The 17,436-nt window shown below is 65.5% G+C and carries 17 protein-coding genes and 2 tRNA genes; 7 read left to right on the top strand and 12 right to left on the bottom strand.

Annotated elements, in window-relative coordinates; translation table 11 throughout:
- Positions 1-76: 76 nt before the first annotated feature.
- Positions 77-1,228, top strand: coding sequence for a glutamate--cysteine ligase (locus tag HBE64_RS00555; RefSeq protein ID WP_243841454.1), 1,152 nt, complete (start codon positions 77-79; stop codon positions 1,226-1,228).
- A 9-nt stretch (positions 1,229-1,237) separates the two neighbouring features.
- Here the strand turns inward: HBE64_RS00555 and HBE64_RS00560 are convergent, their stop codons facing one another.
- The 4 genes from HBE64_RS00560 to HBE64_RS00575 are packed head-to-tail and all read right to left on the bottom strand — an operon-like array spanning position 1,238 to position 4,195.
- Positions 1,238-2,071 carry a transporter substrate-binding domain-containing protein gene (locus HBE64_RS00560; RefSeq protein ID WP_167096780.1) on the bottom strand — a complete coding sequence of 278 codons (834 nt, stop codon included), beginning with the start codon at positions 2,069-2,071 and terminating at the stop codon, positions 1,238-1,240.
- 31 nt (positions 2,072-2,102) lie between these two features.
- A complete protein-coding gene (locus tag HBE64_RS00565; RefSeq protein ID WP_167096782.1) occupies positions 2,103-2,885 on the bottom strand; it encodes an amino acid ABC transporter ATP-binding protein in 783 nt (260 codons plus the stop codon).
- Positions 2,878-3,567, bottom strand: coding sequence for an amino acid ABC transporter permease (locus tag HBE64_RS00570; protein WP_167096784.1), 690 nt, complete (start codon positions 3,565-3,567; stop codon positions 2,878-2,880). The genes HBE64_RS00565 and HBE64_RS00570 overlap by 8 nt, the downstream gene beginning before the upstream one ends.
- A complete protein-coding gene (locus HBE64_RS00575; protein WP_243841455.1) occupies positions 3,548-4,195 on the bottom strand; it encodes an amino acid ABC transporter permease in 648 nt (215 codons plus the stop codon). Before HBE64_RS00575 ends, HBE64_RS00570 begins: the two co-directional genes overlap by 20 nt.
- Before the next feature lie 272 nt (positions 4,196-4,467).
- Between HBE64_RS00575 and HBE64_RS00580 the strand changes: the two genes are divergently transcribed.
- Together HBE64_RS00580 and katG are read left to right on the top strand one after the other, a co-directional pair.
- Complete coding sequence (locus HBE64_RS00580; RefSeq protein WP_167096788.1) at positions 4,468-4,908, top strand: Fur family transcriptional regulator; 441 nt, start codon at positions 4,468-4,470, stop codon at positions 4,906-4,908.
- Positions 4,909-4,953: 45 nt separating this feature from the next.
- Positions 4,954-7,161, top strand: a complete 2,208-nt coding sequence (gene katG, locus HBE64_RS00585) for a catalase/peroxidase HPI (protein ID WP_167096790.1) — start codon at positions 4,954-4,956, stop codon at positions 7,159-7,161.
- 72 nt (positions 7,162-7,233) lie between these two features.
- On the opposite strand, the gene HBE64_RS00590 is transcribed toward katG, so the two are convergent.
- Both HBE64_RS00590 and HBE64_RS00595 read right to left on the bottom strand, forming a co-directional pair.
- A complete protein-coding gene (locus HBE64_RS00590; RefSeq protein WP_167096792.1) occupies positions 7,234-8,538 on the bottom strand; it encodes an NtaA/DmoA family FMN-dependent monooxygenase in 1,305 nt (434 codons plus the stop codon).
- Between the two features lie 46 nt (positions 8,539-8,584).
- Positions 8,585-10,168, bottom strand: coding sequence for a cytosine permease (locus HBE64_RS00595; RefSeq protein WP_167096794.1), 1,584 nt, complete (start codon positions 10,166-10,168; stop codon positions 8,585-8,587).
- Positions 10,169-10,456: 288 nt separating this feature from the next.
- Here HBE64_RS00595 and HBE64_RS00600 point away from each other — a divergent pair, with 288 nt between their 5' ends.
- Entirely contained in the window at positions 10,457-11,731 is a 1,275-nt protein-coding gene (locus tag HBE64_RS00600; protein ID WP_167096796.1) for a TQXA domain-containing protein, read from the top strand.
- A gap of 41 nt (positions 11,732-11,772) precedes the next feature.
- Complete coding sequence (locus tag HBE64_RS00605) at positions 11,773-12,357, top strand: TIGR03086 family metal-binding protein (RefSeq protein ID WP_167096798.1); 585 nt, start codon at positions 11,773-11,775, stop codon at positions 12,355-12,357.
- On the opposite strand, the gene hisC is transcribed toward HBE64_RS00605, so the two are convergent.
- Positions 12,350-13,408: a histidinol-phosphate transaminase gene (gene hisC / locus HBE64_RS00610; RefSeq protein WP_167096800.1), complete on the bottom strand. Its 1,059-nt coding sequence runs from the start codon at positions 13,406-13,408 to the stop codon at positions 12,350-12,352. The genes HBE64_RS00605 and hisC overlap by 8 nt on opposite strands.
- Positions 13,409-13,525: 117 nt before the next feature.
- Between hisC and HBE64_RS00615 the strand changes: the two genes are divergently transcribed.
- Positions 13,526-13,614, top strand: a tRNA-Ser gene (locus HBE64_RS00615).
- A 43-nt stretch (positions 13,615-13,657) separates the two neighbouring features.
- Positions 13,658-13,730: transfer RNA gene (locus tag HBE64_RS00620), tRNA-Arg, on the top strand.
- Between the two features lie 23 nt (positions 13,731-13,753).
- Here HBE64_RS00620 and HBE64_RS00625 read toward each other — a convergent pair.
- The 5 genes from HBE64_RS00625 to HBE64_RS00645 all read right to left on the bottom strand — a co-directional run bounded on the left by HBE64_RS00625 (position 13,754) and on the right by HBE64_RS00645 (position 17,418).
- Complete coding sequence (locus HBE64_RS00625; protein WP_167096802.1) at positions 13,754-14,026, bottom strand: hypothetical protein; 273 nt, start codon at positions 14,024-14,026, stop codon at positions 13,754-13,756.
- 67 nt (positions 14,027-14,093) lie between these two features.
- Complete coding sequence (locus HBE64_RS00630; RefSeq protein ID WP_167096804.1) at positions 14,094-14,348, bottom strand: hypothetical protein; 255 nt, start codon at positions 14,346-14,348, stop codon at positions 14,094-14,096.
- Between the two features lie 138 nt (positions 14,349-14,486).
- Positions 14,487-15,248 (bottom strand): SDR family NAD(P)-dependent oxidoreductase, encoded by a 762-nt coding sequence (locus tag HBE64_RS00635; RefSeq protein ID WP_167096806.1) that lies wholly within the window; start codon positions 15,246-15,248, stop codon positions 14,487-14,489.
- Positions 15,245-16,423: an acyl-CoA dehydrogenase family protein gene (locus HBE64_RS00640; protein ID WP_167096808.1), complete on the bottom strand. Its 1,179-nt coding sequence runs from the start codon at positions 16,421-16,423 to the stop codon at positions 15,245-15,247. The genes HBE64_RS00635 and HBE64_RS00640 overlap by 4 nt, the downstream gene beginning before the upstream one ends.
- Positions 16,420-17,418, bottom strand: coding sequence for a phosphotransferase family protein (locus HBE64_RS00645; RefSeq protein WP_167108414.1), 999 nt, complete (start codon positions 17,416-17,418; stop codon positions 16,420-16,422). Before HBE64_RS00645 ends, HBE64_RS00640 begins: the two co-directional genes overlap by 4 nt.
- Positions 17,419-17,436: the final 18 nt, after the last annotated feature.

Here is a 17,436-nt window from a genome sequence, read left to right on the forward strand (position 1 = left end):
GCTGCCGGGCTGGATACTTCTGATCAGCGCGATTGCATGCCGCGCCCGCTTCGCCGCGGCGGCGTAAGACAGGCGGGTGAGTCGATCAGTGCAGCCCCCGTCGAATACGACGTTCGGGGTCGAAGAAGAGTTCCTGTTGGTCGACGCCGACACGGGGCAGCCCGCCGGGCATAACTTGGCTGTCGTCAAGGCGGCCGGTGCGCTCGGGTTGAGGCTGTCCACCGAGTTCGCCAACTGCCAGGTCGAGATCGACACCTCGGTGCACACCTCCGCGGCCGAGTTGCGAGAGGAACTCACCCAGGCGCGAACCCTGGCCGCCAGGGCCGCGGCGAGTCTGGGCGCGCGGCTGCTGCCTGCCGGGGCGCCGCCGGTCGGGAAGCCTCCCTTCACGCTCACCGACAGCGACCGCTTCGAGTGGATCACCGAGTCTTTCGGCAGCCTCACCTTCGGACAGGTGATCTGCGGGTGCCATGTCCACGTCGGAATGCCGGACCGTGAAACAGGGCTTCAGGTAAGCAATTTCATCAGGCTCTGGTTGCCCGCACTGCTCGCGCTGACCGCCAACTCGGCGGTCTACGGAGGTTTCGACACCGGCTATGCGAGCTGGCGCGCTGTGCTGCAGACAGGCTGGCCGGTGTCGGGGCCGCCGCCCTACTTCCGCTCGGTGGAGCATTTCAACGAGCTCGCCGCCGTGCTGCACGAGACCGGAGCGGTGCTCGACGAGCGGATGCTCTACTGGGACATCCGGCCCTCGAGTCACCTTCCCACGGTCGAGATCCGGATCAGTGACGTACCGGCCACGGTCGACGAGACGGTCACCCTTGCCACTCTCATCAGGGCGTTGGCAATCACGGCGCTGGGCCACCTGCAGGAAGGTCGTACAGCACCTCAGGTGGGCACCGGGGTCCTGAGGGCAGCGAAGTGGAAGTCGGCACATCAAGGCCTCACCGGTCAGGCCTACGACGTGCCGCAGGGCCGAATCACCTCGGCGGCATCGGTCCTGGAGTCGCTCGTGGAGTGGGTGACACCCGCCCTGGAGGAACTCGGCGAACTCACCAACGTCAGGAAGTCAGTCCAGCGAAGCCTCAGCGAAGGCAATGGTGCTGTGCGCCAACGGCGTAAGCTGCGCGCCGGTGGCGGGCTGCGTGATCTCATCGCCGATCTGACCGTGCCGGCCGTCGAAGGCGCTGTGACGCCCGCGACGACCGTGCCGGCCAGTTCAGCGTGATGTCGCGGGTCAGCTCTTCGCGATCAGGATGTCCTGCGGCTTGATGTCGCCGGTGAAGAACGGCTTGAGTTCCACGTTGTAGGCCTCGTCGAGGAAGCCGGTGTTGACGAGGTTGGTGATCTCGTTGTTGACCCAGTCGAGCAGGTTGCTGTCGCCCTTCTTCACCGCAGGTGCGATGAAGGACTGCGGCCCGAGTTCCTTGATACCGACGCTGAACCCCGGGTTGTCTTTGGCCCAGGCGAACAGGTAGGAGTTGTCGTCGGCCAGCGCTGCGACCCGGCGATCCTTGAAGGCCTGGAACTGCTGCGTCTTCGAGTCGAACTTCACCAGCTTCACATCGGGGAAGTTCTGGGTGAAGTAATTCTCCGCGGTGGTGCCCTTGGTGACCGCGAGTTGCTTTCCGTTGAGCTGAGCCGGATCGGTGATCAGCGCATCATCCGGGGACGCGACTCCGATGGAGACCTTCATGTACGGGTTGGCGAAGTCGACAACCTGCTTGCGTTCGTCGGTCACCGTGAAATTGGCCAGCACCAGATCAACCTTGTCCGACTTGAGCGCGTCGACTCGGCTATCGGCGTTGACCTGGATCCATTCCGGCGTGACACCGAGGTCCTTGGCGATCCGGTTGCCCAGTGCGATGTCGAACCCGGATCTGGTGCCGTTGTTCTTGACGTAGCCGTAGGGCGGCAGGTCTCCGAAGGTGGCGATGCGAATCTTGCCCGCTGCCTTGATGTCCTCGACCGTGGGACCCACGTTCTTGGACCCGCCGGAGCACGCGGCGACGACCGCGGCCAGAGCGGCGACGACTGCGAACAGCAGCCACCGGCGAAGGTGATTTCTCATGGATTCTCCTGTTGTTGACGGGTTCTGGTGGTCATGGTGTGGGCTGGGCACCCAGCTCGGGATCGTCGTCGTCGGGCAGCGGAGCCATGCTGTCGAGGAAGTGACGCGCGCGTTCGCTACGCGGTTCGGCGAAGAATTCCGCGCCGGGGGTCGCCTCCAGGATCTTTCCGCCGTCCAGGAAGAGGACCGTGTCGGCGACTCGACGGGCGAACTCCATCTCGTGGGTGACGATGATCATCGTCATGCTCCCCCGTGCGAGTCCGAGCAGGATCTCCAGTACGCCGCGCACCATTTCCGGATCGAGCGAGGCGGTGACCTCGTCGAAGAGCATCAGATCGGGGTTCATCGCGAGCGCCCGCACGATCGCCACCCGCTGCTTCTGGCCACCGGAGAGTTGGCGCGGATACGTGTCGTGGTAGTCGGCCAAGCCGACCTGGGCGAGCAGGTCAGCGGCCTGCTCGGCGACCTCATCGCGGTCGCGGCCCTGGACCTTCAACGGAGCCAGACTGACGTTCTCGATGACGGTGAGGTTCGGGAACAGGTCGTAGCTCTGGAAGACCATTCCGATCCGGGTCCGCAACTGCTGCCAGGCCCGTTCCTTCTGCTCGACCGGCTTGCCGTCGAACACGATGGTGCCGGACTGGAATGTCTCCAATCCGTTGAGGCAGCGGATGACCGTCGACTTTCCGCTGCCCGAGGTACCCAGCAGGACTTGCACGCTGCCCGGCGGCACGTCGAAGCTGATGCCGCGCAACACTGCTTTGTCGCCGTAGGACTTGGTCAGGTCGCGTACGGACACGAGGGGCTCAGCCATGGATTCGCTCCTTTGCGCGGGATTCCAGACGATTCGCCACGGCGGCCAACGGGTAGCAGGCCAGGAAATACAGCACGAAGATGAAGCTGTACACCCAGAAAGCCCCGTCGGGGTATTGCTGCCGATTGGTTTCCATGATCTGCTGGCCGACGCTGATCAAGTCGATGACGCTGATCAGCAAGAGCAGTGACGTCGTCTTGATCACCCGGGTGGCGAGGTTGATCGTGGCGGGCAGCATCAGGTTCAGCGACTGCGGCAGCTGCACGTAGCGCAGTTGGTTCAGGCGATTGAGCCCGAGGGCGCGGGCTCCCTCCAGTTGCGCCACCGGCACCGAGATCAAGGCACCGCGTACGACATCGCTCATCTCGGCGGCGATCCACAGAGCGAAGGCGACCACCGCGACCGTCTGACCGTCGATCCTGAAGCCCAGCTCACGGGGCAGGATGTAGTACGCGAGAAACAGCAACACCAGCGTGGGCACGATCCGGAAGAACTCCAAGTACAGCCTCAGCACGACCTCGATCAGCCGGCTGGGTAACGTCCTGAGGGCGCCGAGGACGACGCCGACGGGGATGCCGACCACCAGTGCCAGCGCCGCGATACGCACCGAGACCCACAGCCCGCCCATGAGGCGACTGAAATTGTCTCCTTCGAATAGGACGTTAATTCCCGAAAGCTCCACTGCGCACCCTCCTTTCGAGCAGGGTGAATCCGATCGAGAGTGGGATCAGGATGATCGCGTAGCCGATGACGAGCATCAGGAGGTACTCGTCGGTGTGGTAGTACATGCCGATCAGGTCACGTGCTTCGTTGGTGAGTTCCGGCACGGCGATCGCGGTGAACACCGAGGTTTCCTTGACGAGGAAGATCGCGTTCGCCGCAAACGGGGCGATGCTCAGCGTGAGACCTTGGGGGAGTATCACGTAGCGAGCGCTCTGCGGACGTGACAGGCCCAGCGCGCGGGCAGACTCGGTCTGGATTCGAGGCACGCCGCCGAACCCCCCGCGGAAGGCGCCGGCCATGTAAGCACCACCGAGAAGTCCGAGCCCCACGATCGCGCACGCCTCGGCAGAGAGCTTCACGCCCAGTGTCGGCAGCGAGTAGTAGAGGAAGAACAGCTGGATGAGAAGCGGAGTATTGCGGAACAGCTCCTCGTAGGCGGCTGCGATCCGGCTGACCACCGGGATGTCGAAGTAGCGGACCAAGGCGACAGCGACACCGATGACGGCTGCCAGTGCGATGCCGACGGCTGACAGCCACAGTGTGGTCACGAAGGCGTTGCCGAAAAGTGGAAGGGCGTGTTGGATCACCGACCAATCCACCGCAACCCCCGTTTTCGCCCAGCCACGGATGTACCACTGAGAAGCCTGGACTCTAGCCAGGATGCGAACCATGGAACACCAATGCGACAGGGTTGAGCCATAGGCTTGAAGTCAGCGCACAACTGTGTTTACGAGTACGTCAATGCCCTCGTCCGGACACGCACTGGTGGCCGCGATCCCAAAGTCGAGGCGAATTGCACTTATGCGCAGGGGTTCTGGAAAGTCTTGATCGGCTCCAGATAAGTCGGTGTAGTTGTGCGGTGCCCTCGAAGGCGAATTTCGCGCAACGGTTGCGGACGGCGGATCTACGCGTGACCCGTCAACGAGTCGCCGTGCTCGAGGCGGTGCACGGCCACCCCCACGCAGACACCGAGACCATCTTCGGCGCAGTGCGCGAGAACCTTCCCGACGTGTCGCGCCAGGCGGTGTACGACGTGTTGCACGCGTTGACGACCTCAGGGCTGGTGCGGCGAATACAGCCGTCGGGTTCAGTCGCCCGCTACGAGACCAGGGTCGCAGACAACCACCACCACGTGGTGTGCCGGAGCTGCGGCGTGATCGGTGACATCGATTGTGCGACTGGCGAAGCGCCATGCCTCACTCCGTCGGACGACGGCCTGATCCTGGACGGTTTCGTGCTCGACGAGGCCGAGGTCATCTATTGGGGCACTTGCCCCAACTGCCAGTCAGCAGTCTCGTGATCACAGCCGTGACCACAGCCCGAGTAACCCCCGGAAGGAACAGCCATGTCATCTGATACCACCGCCAGCACCAGTGAAAGCGAAAACCCGGTCATCGCGGCGCCGACACCAAAGGCGCACGGCCCCTTGTCCAACCAGGATTGGTGGCCGGAGCAGATCGATGTCTCCAAGCTCCACCCGCAGTCACCCGAGGCCAATCCTCTCGGTGCGGACTTCGACTACGCTGAGGAGTTCGCGAAACTCGATGTCGAGGCGCTCAAGGCCGACCTGATCTCGGTGCTGACCACCTCCCAGGACTGGTGGCCTGCCGACTACGGCCACTACGGCGGTCTGTTCATCCGGTTGAGCTGGCATGCCGCCGGAACGTACCGCACGTTCGACGGCCGCGGCGGTGGCGGGCAGGGCGCCCAGCGGTTCGCGCCGCTGAACAGCTGGCCGGACAACGCGAACCTGGACAAGGCTCGCCGGCTGCTGTGGCCGATCAAGCAGAAGTACGGCAACAAGATCTCCTGGGCCGACCTGCTGGTCTTCGCCGGCAACGTGGCGCTGGATTCGTTCGGATTCAAGACGTTTGGGTTCGGCTTCGGTCGCCCGGACATCTGGGAGCCCGAGGAGATCCTGTTCGGCGAGGAGGACACCTGGCTCGGTACGGACAAGCGATTCTCCGGCGAGCGTGAACTTGCTCAGCCCTACGGGGCTACGCACCTGGGTTTGATCTACGTCAATCCCGAAGGGCCCGAGGGTAAGCCGGATCCGCTGGCCGCGGCCAAGGACATTCGCGAGACGTTCGGCCGGATGGCGATGAACGACGAGGAGACCGCCGCCTTGATTGTCGGTGGCCACAGCTTCGGCAAGACCCACGGCGCCGGCAGCGGCGATCTGGTGGGGCCTGAGCCGGAAGCTGCACCCATCGAACAGCAAGGCCTCGGCTGGAAGAGTTCGTACGGCTCGGGCAAGGGGGCTGACACCGTCACCAGTGGTCTGGAGGTGGTGTGGACTTCCACTCCCACCAAGTGGGGCAACGGCTTCCTGGAGAACCTCTACGGCTACGAGTGGGAGCTGACGAAGAGTCCGGCAGGTGCCTGGCAGTTCACTACGAAGGACGGTGCCGGGGCGGGGACCATTCCCGATCCCTTCGGCGGGCCAACCCGCACCCCAACCCTGCTGGTGACGGACGTGGCCCTGCGTGAGGACCCGATCTACCGCGAGATCACCAGCCGTTGGCTGGAGCACCCCGAGGAACTGGCTGACACGTTCGCCAAGGCTTGGTACAAGTTGTTGCACCGCGACCTCGGGCCGATCTCGCGCTATCTGGGGCCGTGGGTGCCCGAGCCGCAGCTGTGGCAGGACCCGGTTCCGGCCGTCGATCACGAACTGGTCGACGAAGCGGACGTCGCGGCACTGAAGGCAACGATCCTGGCTTCGGGTCTGTCGGTTCCGGAGTTAGTGCGCACGACGTGGTCTTCGGCGGGAAGCTTCCGCCGGACCGACAAACGAGGCGGTGCTAACGGGGCGCGGATTCGCCTTGAGCCGCAACGCAGCTGGGAGGTGAACGAGCCGTCCGAGCTGGCCAAGGTGCTGCCGGTCCTCGAACAGATCCAACAGGACTTCAACGCCTCCGCGTCAGGCGGTAGGAAGGTCTCACTGGCAGACGTCATCGTATTGGCCGGTTCGGCGGCAGTTGAGAAGGCGGCCAAGGACGCCGGATATGACGTCACCGTCCCGTTCACCCCGGGTCGCACCGACGCGACTCAGGAGAACACCGATGTCGAGTCGTTCGGATTCCTCGAACCGCGGGCCGACGGATTCCGCAACTACGTCCGGTCCGGCGAGAAGGTCCCGCTCGAGAAACTGTTGCTCGAGCGCGCCTACCTCCTGGGAGTGACCGCGCCCGAGTTGACCGTGCTCGTCGGCGGGCTGCGTGCCCTCGGCGCCAACTACGGCGGAAGCGCCCATGGTGTCTTCACCGACCGGCCGGGCGTGTTGAGCACCGACTTCTTCGTGAACCTTCTCGACATCGGGACCGAGTGGAAGGCGTCGGAAACCAGCGAGAACGTTTACGAGGGTTACGACCGGGCCTCGGGTGCGCTGAAGTGGACGGCGACGGCCAATGACCTTGTCTTTGGCTCACATTCGGTGCTGCGTGCGCTGGTCGAGGTCTACGCCCAATCGGACGGCCAGGCCAAGTTCGTCGAGGACTTTGTCGCCGCCTGGGTCAAGGTGGTCGACAACGACCGGTTCGACGTCAAATAGTCACCGAACAAACGACACCCCGCGGACCACAGGGTCGCGGGGTGTCGCTTGTCGGCGGGCGTGATCTACCGCTCAGAACTCCAGCAGGTTGTCGCGGAAGTGTTGGTGCGCGTAGTGCGTGCGCACCAGTCCTCGACGTTGGAGCGCCGGGACCAGCCCGTCGGTGATCTCGGTGACGTACCTGCGATTTACGCGCATACCGGGTGAGATGAACAGGAAGCCGTCCCCGCCCACCTCTTCCATGATCTCGCCCATGGTCGCGGCAACCGTATCGGGAGTACCGATCAGATCCACCGCGTCCAGTGGACCGTCGAGAACCAACTGCCGCAACGTCTTTCCGCTGCCACGCTGGACGAACTTCTCCAACGAGCCCCGCTCACCGTTGGTGGCGATGTCGTCGGGGAGTGGCTGGTCCAGATCGAACTTCGAGAAGTCGATCTCGGTGACCGCCGAGAGAATGCCCAGCGACTGCTCGATGTAGTGCGGATCCTCGCTGAGCCGGCGTGCCTTGGCGTGTGCCTCCTCGTCGGTGTCGCCGAGGATCGGGGTCACCAGGAACAGCACTTTGGCATCGTCGGGTTTGCGGCCGTGTGCGACCAGCCGTTCGCGGATATCGTCGCGGTACTCCTTCATCCCCGCGATACCGGTGGCTGCGGCGATCACGGTGTCGGCGTACTTCGCCGCGAAGTCACGGCCCTTCGGCGAGCCCCCGGCCTGACTGAAAACCGGCCGACGCTGTGGCGAGGGAACGGTGTTCAGTGGCCCCCGACTCTTGTAGTACTTGCCCTCGAAGTCGATCGTGTGGACTTTCGTGTGGTCGGCGTACGTGCCGGTCTCTCGATCCAAGACGACCGCGTCGGGTTCCCACGACTCCCACAATTGGGTGACGAGGTCGACGTATTCGTCGGCCATCTCGTAGCGCAGGTCGTGGGCGTAGAGCTTGTCCAGGCCGAAGTTCTGAGCCGCACGATCCTCGGCGGAGGTGACGATGTTCCAGCCAAGCCGGCCACCGGTGATGTGGTCGAGGGTCGAGCACAGCCGCGCCAACAGGAACGGCGGATAGAAGCTGGTGGACAGTGTCACCACGATCCCCAGGTGCGATGTCGCCTGCGCCAGAAGCGGAACCAGCGGAGCAGGGTCATGCTTGGGTGAGAACAACGCGTGCTTGAGGTCGGTCTCGAAAGTGCCGCCGTATGCGTCGGAGACCATAAGCTTGTCTTCGAGAATCATGTAGTCGAACTTGGCTCGCTCGAACGCGCGGGCCAAGTCGACGTAGAAGTCACCGTTCCAGGGGTTTCCCCCGGAACCCCATGGCTCGTTCCATGCGTCGACGACGAAGTTCAGAAACCAGCCGAGGTGAAAGCGGTTGTCACTCATTGTGGTAAAGCCCCGATCAGTTGTGCTGTGGACGTGGTTGGGATTCTCAGGCGAGCAGCCCGCGATCCAGCGGTGGCTGGTGCTCGCCGGGTTGCGGCGCGCTGTGCTCGGCCAGCGCCTGATTGCTGACCCGGGCGGCCTCGAATTCGCCTGAGAGGTCGAGGTTTCGAGTCAGCGCGTAGTAAAGGCCGCCGGCGACCAGCAGGCCTGGCACGTAGGAGATGTCAAGACCCCCGATGGCTTCCGCGGCGGGGCCGGTGTAGAACGGCAACAGGGCAAACGGAATCATTGCGGCGAATCCGGCCAGGTAGGCGACGATGCCCCGCCAGGCCCACGCACCGTATATTCCGTTGGGGGTGAACAGATCTGCGATCACATAGTGGCCGCGCCGCACGAAGAAGTAGTCGACTAGGTTGACCGCCGTCCACGGAACCAGCAGATACAGCATCAGCGACAGCGCGTTGCTGGCAGCGTGGATCACGTCGGTGCCGAAGGGTAACGCGATCGCGGACCAGACGACGATGCCGCCGACGGTCGCCGCGACGCGCAGTCCGCGGGTCGGGGCGACACGTTTGAACAGGTCGACTCCGGTGAGGAACTGCAGTGCGACGCTGTAGGCACCGGTGCCCAGGCCGAGAACCAGGGTGGCCGCCGAAAGAAGCGCCAGCAGCGGGCCGAAGCCGTGCACCACGTGGTCTCCTGAATCACGCAGCGCGACAAGGGCGTCGCTGGCGCCGTAGTGGGCCGCCAACCACGCGCCGATGGCGATCAGCCAGATCAGCGACACTCCCGCGCCCAGATAAACGCTGGCGACCAGGGTGCGCGGCCTGGTCGTCGCCGGAAGGTAGCGGGTGAAGTCCGACACCACCGGGGCGAATGCGATGTTGTACGCCGCCGCCACCGAGAACTGGGTGAGGAATGCGGTGAGGACGAAGTGGCTTTCGGCCGGTTCGGGTGTACCTCCGGCGTGGCCGAACAGGATTGCCCCGCTGAAGACCACGAAGAACGGCAGGGTCGCGTAGAAGACGATCCGGCAGGCGCGGTGCAACTGGTCGTGGCCCCAGATCGCCAGCACCGCGGCCACCACGTTGATCAGCAGGCCGACCACGATCGGCGACCAGCCGAACACGCCACCGAGTCCCTGAACGGTGAGGATCGTGTTCACGACACCGAAGCCGAGATAGCAGGCCAGCGACATGATCACGGCCACGATGACGCCGCGGAACCCGAACTGCGCGCGGGACTGGATGATCTGTGGAAGCCCGAGCTGGGGTCCCTGGGTGGCGTGGAACGCCATGAAGAACGTGCCGAAGAGGACTCCGAGCGTGGCGGCCAGGATGGACCACCACAGCGAGAGGCCCAGCGACGGACCGGTGAACCCGAGTGCGACGGAGAAAAAGCTCCAGTTGCCGATGAAGAACAGCGGCGTCACCCGCCAGGCCGAGCCGTGCCTTTCGTCATCCGGAATCCAGTCGATCGAACGGGTTTCGACGTCCAGTGGTCGCGTGGACGGCGCGGGTGCGAACCGTGGAGTGATGGTCTCCAACTGCGGGACCGTCTTGGTGGCGTTCGCGAGTTGCCGCGCGGCAAGCGCGCCAAGCGCCTGGGACTCGTTCTGGGCTGACGTCATTGTGGTTCCTCCCGACTAATGGACGGTCCAATCATGGTCTGCCGATGATGCTGCTGCACAGATTTGGATGTCATCGTGATGCGAACCCCCATGTGACTCCTGCCCGACATCGCGTATGGTATGGAGCATGCAACAGCACGCTCCGCTGCGCTTTGTCTCCACGCGCTGCCTTGACGTGCACTTCTGTTGTTGTTGTTGATTCTTCTGACGCCGTAAATCCCTGCGCTCAGCCCGCCGCCTTTAGGCGCGTTGATCTGCGCTGTCGACGTATCCAGAGAGATCAACCCGATGACTACCTTCGCTGTCCCAGTCCACGCTGTCGCGCCGGTCGCCGCCCGGCGCCGGGTGAGCCCGACGCCGTCCGTCGACCTGTCGCGGATGACCCGGTACCGCCCGGGCACGTACTCGCACACCGTGGACACCATCGTGTTCACCGACGGCACCTCGGCGCGCACGGACCTGATCCGGCTCAACCCGAACATCGAGGCATACTCCCTGGACTTCGCCGGTGTCTCACCGAGCCGACCGTCGCGCTACCGCGCCGATACCTGGTCGGCAGTGCCGCACCTGCGAGCCCGCGCCCACGAGGCCGAGGTCGACTGGATTCTGCGTAACTCCTTCCCGACGCTGTCCACCAGTGCGATCAGCCGCCGGCTGCGCGCCGCCGGCTACCCGCTCGGCACCCGCAACATCGCCGAGCACGAGGCCATCGCCGGCACCCAAGCCGCCATCTGGCGGCTGACCAACGGACTCGAACTCGACGACCGTCCGCTCAACGTCCCGGCTCACGTTCTGCACACCAGTGACTCGGTGCACGTCGAGTTCGACGGCGAGCGGCAGCTGTCCGGCTACCACGCGGTCGTCTCGTCGAGCACCGGCGCGGTGCTGAGACTTCAGAAGTCGGCAGATGCGGTGGTCTGGGAGGACGTGCCGACCTCACACCTGCAGGTGACCGAAGGAGTGGGCCCGGTCAGCAAGACGCTCGGCGTCGGCAGCACGATCTCGGACAACCGCACCCACCGCGGCGGCCAGGGATTCCGCCACTACCGGCTGCTCATCGACGGGGACGCCACCGTCAGCGAGTTGAGCTTCGACCTCCACGGCTCGCGGACCTACCGCAACGCCGAGCCCGTCGTCCATCTCTACGACTACCTGCTCGCCGGGGCCCGGTCGGCGGCACGGCAGACGGTGACCCCGTCGCTGCTGGCGTCCTCCGCCGGCGTCGACGGTTCGGTGGTGGGCCCGTTCCGGCTGGCCGCCACCGACGCCGCTGCGATCAGGGTGTCCGACGGTCACACCGTGGTCGACGCCGACGGACTGGAGATCACCGAGCCGCTGGATCCCGGCGCCGAGTTCTATCTGAGGGTGCTCCCCGGATCATCGGGTGCGACCCTGACCATCGAGGTGCCCGGCCGGGCGGGCGGATTCGGTGGCCGGGTGATCACGGGCGTCGCCCGTGACGAGGTGGCCGGTGGCTACACGCCCCTGGCCCTGGCCGTCCCCGCCCAGCTGGTGGTCGAGTTCGACGTCGAGTGGGCCGCAGCGGTCGCAACCGCTCTGTAACGCTGGCTGACGCTGTCGGCGGGCGGTCGTACCGTGGTGCCATGGGTTACGAATTCACCGCAGGACCCGAAGCTGCACCGACCGACGAGCTGGCCAGCGCCGAGGCGACGCTGACAGTGCTCCAACAGGCGGTGCACGGCATCGCCACCGACGACCTGTCCAAACAGACCCCGTGCCGCAAATTCGATGTCGCCGGTCTCACCGACCACGTCTTGAACTCCATCACGTTGCTCGGCCAGGCCGCCGGGGCCGAGATCCCCGACCGCAACACCGACGACTCCGTGGAGCGTCAGATCATCGCGGCCGCCCGTCCCGCGCTGGACGCCTGGCACCGGCGCGGACTGGAGGGGACGGTGCCGTTCGGCCCGGGTGAGGCGCCCGCCGCCTACATGGCAGGCATTCTCTCGCTCGAATTCCTGGTCCACGCTTGGGATTACGCGGCGGCGACCGGTAAGCCGGTGAAGGCGCCGGACACGCTGGTGGACTACGTCTCGGGCCTGGTGCAGCGCGTCGTCACCCCGGAGGGCCGGGCGCGTGCCGGCTTCGACGACCCCGTCGAGGTCCCGGCGGACGCGTCGGCGCTGGACCGGCTAGTCGCGTTCACCGGCCGGGTGCCGGTCAGCTGACGGTCTTGATCCAGTCGGCGGCGAAGGCCAGGAAGGTGTCGTTCTCCTCGGGCGCCCCGATGGTCACCCGGACGCCGTCGGTGCCGTAGGGGCGGACCAACACGCGCGCGTTGGCGGCCTGCTCGACGAAATCCAGTGTGTGCTCGGCCAGTGGCAGCCACACGAAGTTCGCCTGGGTGGGCGGGAACGTGTAGCCCAGATCGGACAGCGCCGCGGTGACCCGGCGGCGCTCGGCGACGACGGCGTCGGTGCGGGCCATCAACTCGTCGGCGGCGTGCACCGACGCGATCGCCGCGGCCTGCGACACCGTGGTGGCAGTGAACGGCACGTAGACCTTGCCCAGTGCGGTGATCACGTCCGGATCGCCGACCGCGTAGCCCACCCGAAGCCCGGCCAGGCCGTAGGCCTTGGAAAAGGTCCTTAGCACAACCACATTCGGGTAGGTGCGGGCCAGCCCCACGCTGTCGGGGACCAGGCCGTCGCGGATGTACTCGACATAAGCCTCGTCGATGACGACGAGGATGTCCGACGGCACCGCGGCGACGAACCGGGCCAGCTCGTCAGGGTCGACGACCGTCGAGGTGGGGTTGTTCGGGTTGCAGACGAAGATCAGCCGGGTGCGGTCGGTGATCGCGGCCAGCATGGCGTCCAGGTCGAAGGTGTGATCCCGCAGCGGGATCTGGACCGGCGTGGCGCCGGCGACCCGCACCTGGAGCGGGTAGATCTCGAAGCTGCGCCAGCCGAAAATCACCTCGTCGCCGACGCTGGAGGTGATCTGGATGAGCTGCTGGCACAGGCTCACCGAACCGCAGCCGACCGCGATGTTCTCGGGCGCGACATCGACATGCTTGGCCAGTTGTTCCTTGAGTTCGATGTAGCCGTTGTCGGGGTAGCGGTTGATGGTCTCGGCGGCCGCCGCGATGGCCTCCCGGACGCTGGGCAGCGGGCCGTGCACGGTCTCGTTGCTGGCCAGCTTGATCGCGCCCGGCACAGTCTTGCCCGGGGTGTAGGCCGGAATATCAGCCAGTTCGGGGCGCAGACGAGCGGTCACGTGCCCAAGTCTAGGGGCCCGGCGGAACCGCTTTGCCATCGGTTATCTCGGCTGTGTACTCTCATCCATCGGCGGTTCCGGGGCAGCAGTAGGGCTCCGGTACGCTGAGTAGGTTCAGGAGGCGTGCCAGAGCGGCCGAATGGGACTCACTGCTAATGAGTTGTCCCCCTTAAAGGGGACCGGAGGTTCAAATCCTCTCGCCTCCGCCGCGGCTGACTCGTCAGCCACGAACACAACTGAAGATGTAAGGCGCCCGTAGCTCAACGGATAGAGCATCTGACTACGGATCAGAAGGTTAGGGGTTCGAATCCCTTCGGGCGCACTCAGCTGCTGGGCCGGACCGCGTCAGTACGCTCCGGCGTTCTCACCCATGTCGGTGTACTGCGGGACGTTCGGCTGCGGCACGTTCCCGGTGCCGCCAGCGTTCTCGCCCTTTTTCCAGTACAGGTCGTCGGTGGGCAGGGGAGCCGGCCCAGTGCCCTGGGCGTTCTCATTGGCATCCCAGTAGTACGGCTCGTTGGGGTCGGGCCACTGCAGGGTGCTGCCGGAGTCGTCAGCTGCTGCCGTCGCCGCCGGGGCCAGCAGGATTCCGGCCGCCGCCACGAGTGCCAGACCCACAGTTCGTACACAGACCATAGGAACAATGGTGGCCGACAAAACCTATCTGCGGCAGCTTTCAGGTGAACTAGGAGCGGTTCTGCGCCGGGATCGTCGGTTCGGCCGCCTGGACGCGCCGCGTCCGCAGCCTGCGGGCGACGTAGCGCAGCGCCTGCAGCTGCAGGACACCCACCACGACGACGGGCCACAGCGCGCCCGCCACGAGGGCGGCAGCTGCCCGGACCGCCTCACTGGGCGCGTCAAGGGATTGGAAGCGGTGGCTCGCATGCCAGGTGACGGCCGCGGCGACGATCGCCACTGCGAGGTACAGCGCAATCCACACCGGACTACACCTCCTCGGCTCGCGCGCACCTAACCCACCCAGGGTGCCAGATTTCTCTGTGGCGGGTATAGCCAACCGCCGTGAAAGACCTGAGAGGTGCCCGATCGGTGCCGGGCTTCATCGTTGCGTGACAATCACTTACGTGACTGTCAAACCCCCGTCGACCACGATCGTCTGTCCGGTGACGTAACCGGCGGCCGGCGATGCCAGCCACACCGCCGTGGCCGCCAGCTCGGCCGGATCGCCGATGCGTCCCAACAGGATTCGCGGCATCTGGCTGTCCAGGTAGCCTGGCTTGTACTCGTCGGTCATCTCGCTCTTGAAGAAGCCGGGAGCCAGCGCGTTGACCCGAATTCCCTTGCGCGGTCCCCATTGCTGCGCCAGGTCGCGGGTCAGGCCGATGACCCCGGCCTTCGACGCGGCATACGCAGCCTGCGGCAGGCCTGCGGTGGTGATGCCCAGAATGCTGGAGATGTTCACGATCGAGCTGCCGGGCTGCATCACCCGTCCGCACGCCTGCGCCATCCAGTACGAACCGTTGAGGTTGACGTCGACCACTCTGCGGAAATCCTCGGGGGCTTCCCGGGTGGCGGGCACGGCCGTGCCGACGCCTGCGTTGTTGATGAGTACGTCGACACGGCCGAACTCTTCGACGGCCGAATCGACGAGCTGCTGACACTGATCGGAATCGGCGACGTCGGTCTTTCGGGTGTAGACCTTGCGCCCGGCATCCTCGACCAGGGCCGCGGTCTGAGCCATCTGGTCGAGCCGTCGTGCACCGAGCACCAGATGTGCGCCGGCCTGCGCGAAGGCCTGGGCGAACGACACCCCGAGCCCGGAGGAGGCGCCGGTGACGATGACGACCTTGTCGTCGAGGCCGAACAGGTTCAGAACGCTCATTGGGGGTTCCTCAGCACCTGGCGGGCGATCGCATACTTGTGTACCTCGGTGGGGCCGTCGTAGAGCCGGAAGGCACGCATGTCGGAGAAGATCATCCCGACGGGGGTCTCGTCGGAGATTCCCATCCCGCCGAGCACCTGCACGCAGCGGTCGGCGACCTTGAAAAGTTCTTCGGACACATAGGCTTTCACCATCGAGCTCTCGTGGCGGCCCTTGGCCCCGGTGTCCAGCGCCCAGCACGCCCACCAGATCGCCAGCCGGCACTGCTGCAGCGCGATCTCGTTGTCGGCGAGCATGAAACCCACACCCTGGTGCTCGCCGAGTGGCTTGCCGAAGGCGGTGCGGGTACGGGCATGGTCGATCGCGATCGAGTGGGCACGCGTCGCCGCGCCGAGCCAGCGCATACAGTGCGTCAACCGGGCTGGGGTCAACCGCAGCTGGGCATAGCGCAGGGCCTGCCCGACCTCGCCGAGGACCGCCGAGGCGGGCAGGCGCAGGTTGTTGAACTGCACCACGCCATGTCCTTCGACATAGTTGCGGTCCATCGTGTCCATGACCCGCTCGAGTTCGATGCCGGGGGTCTGCCCGTCACACAGGAACAGGGTGGGCCCGTCGGCACCGTGCGGGTTCGGCGCGACGCGGGCCATGATGATCCACGTCCGCGCGCCGTTGGCGCCGGTGATCAGCCACTTGCGCCCGTTGATCACGTAATCCGTTCCGTCGAAGACCGCCTCGGTGGCCAGCTGACCCGGATCCGAACCGGCACCGCCGGGCTCGGTCATCGCGAACACCGAACGCTGGCGACCGTCGATGACCGGCAGCAGGAACTTATCCACCTGCTCGTCATTGGCGATCTTGGACAGCACGAACATGTTGCCCTCGTCGGGTGCCGCGCAGTTCAGCGCCACCGGTCCCAGGGTCGACCAGCCGGCGGCCTCGAACAGCACCGCCTGGTCGCGATGCGACGGCTCCCGGCCGCCGAAGCGGCGCGGCGCCTGGAATGTCAGCAGCCCCGCCTCGCGCGCCAGTTTCACCAGTTCGGTGCGCAACTCCTCGTTGGGCCCGTGCCGGGTAAGCCTGGGGTCACGTTCGAAGGGCACGATCTTGTCGATGACGAAGGCGCGCACCTCGTCTCGCAGTGCGGCCACGTCGGCCGGAATCTCGAAGTCGATCATCGTTGTCCCTCCATGATTGCCAGTGCCCGCTCGAACAGTCGCACGGTCGCGATGTGCAGGCGGTCGCCAATTTCCTTGGGCGCCAAGCCTGCTGCCGCCCGCGCGTTCGAACCTTCAAGGATTATGCCGAGTTTGAAACATGCCAGCACCGTGTACCAATGGATGCCGGACAGGTCCCGGCTGGTGTTCTGAGCGTATCGCTCGATCAGTTCGTCGGGAGTCGCCAGATCGCCGGCGTCCATCAGCACGTTGGTGAGCACCGAGTCCCGGCCGGGGGCAAACCACGTCGCCAGCATCCAGCCCAGGTCCAGCAACGGGTCGCCGATGGTGCACATCTCCCAGTCGACGATCGCGACAACGTCGGGTCTGGTGGGGGAGAACATCACATTGGCGGCGTGATAGTCGCCGTGCATGATTCCCGGCTTCCACTGCGCGGGCTGGTTCTGTTGCAACCAGGTGGCCACGGAATCGACGTCGCCGATGTCCGGCCCGGTGTAGTTGTCGAAGCCGCTGTAGGACTCGAGCTCGGAAAGCCAGCGTGGCACTTGGCGTTCCAGGAATCCGTCGGCTTTACCGAAGTCCGCCAGACCCACCGCGACGTGGTCCACCGCGCCGAGCTTGGCGACCGCCTCAGCCATCGACAGTCCCATCTCGTGCCGGATTTCGGCGTCGCCGGCGTGCAGTGCGGGCAGGCCCGCGCCTGCGTTGAATCCGTCGACGGGCTCCATGAGGTAGAACACCGCGTCGCCGAGCACTGAGGTGTCCTCGCAGACCGCGATCAGGTGCGGGTGAGGCACGTCGCTGTCGGCCAATGCGCTCAGCACCCGGGTCTCCCGCAGGATCACCTTGTTGCTGATCGGTCGCAGGTGGCGGGGCCCGCGGCGGAAGACGTACTCGCGGCCCGACCGGCGGAATCGCAACATGACGTTCTGGGTGCCGCCGATGATCTCGGTGACGTTCTCGATCGGCCCGTCGCCGAGGCCGTGCTCCGACATCCAGTCGGCTACTGCGGT

It is taken from the genome of Mycobacterium sp. DL592, assembly GCF_011694515.1.
Classification (GTDB): Bacteria; Actinomycetota; Actinomycetes; order Mycobacteriales; family Mycobacteriaceae; genus Mycobacterium.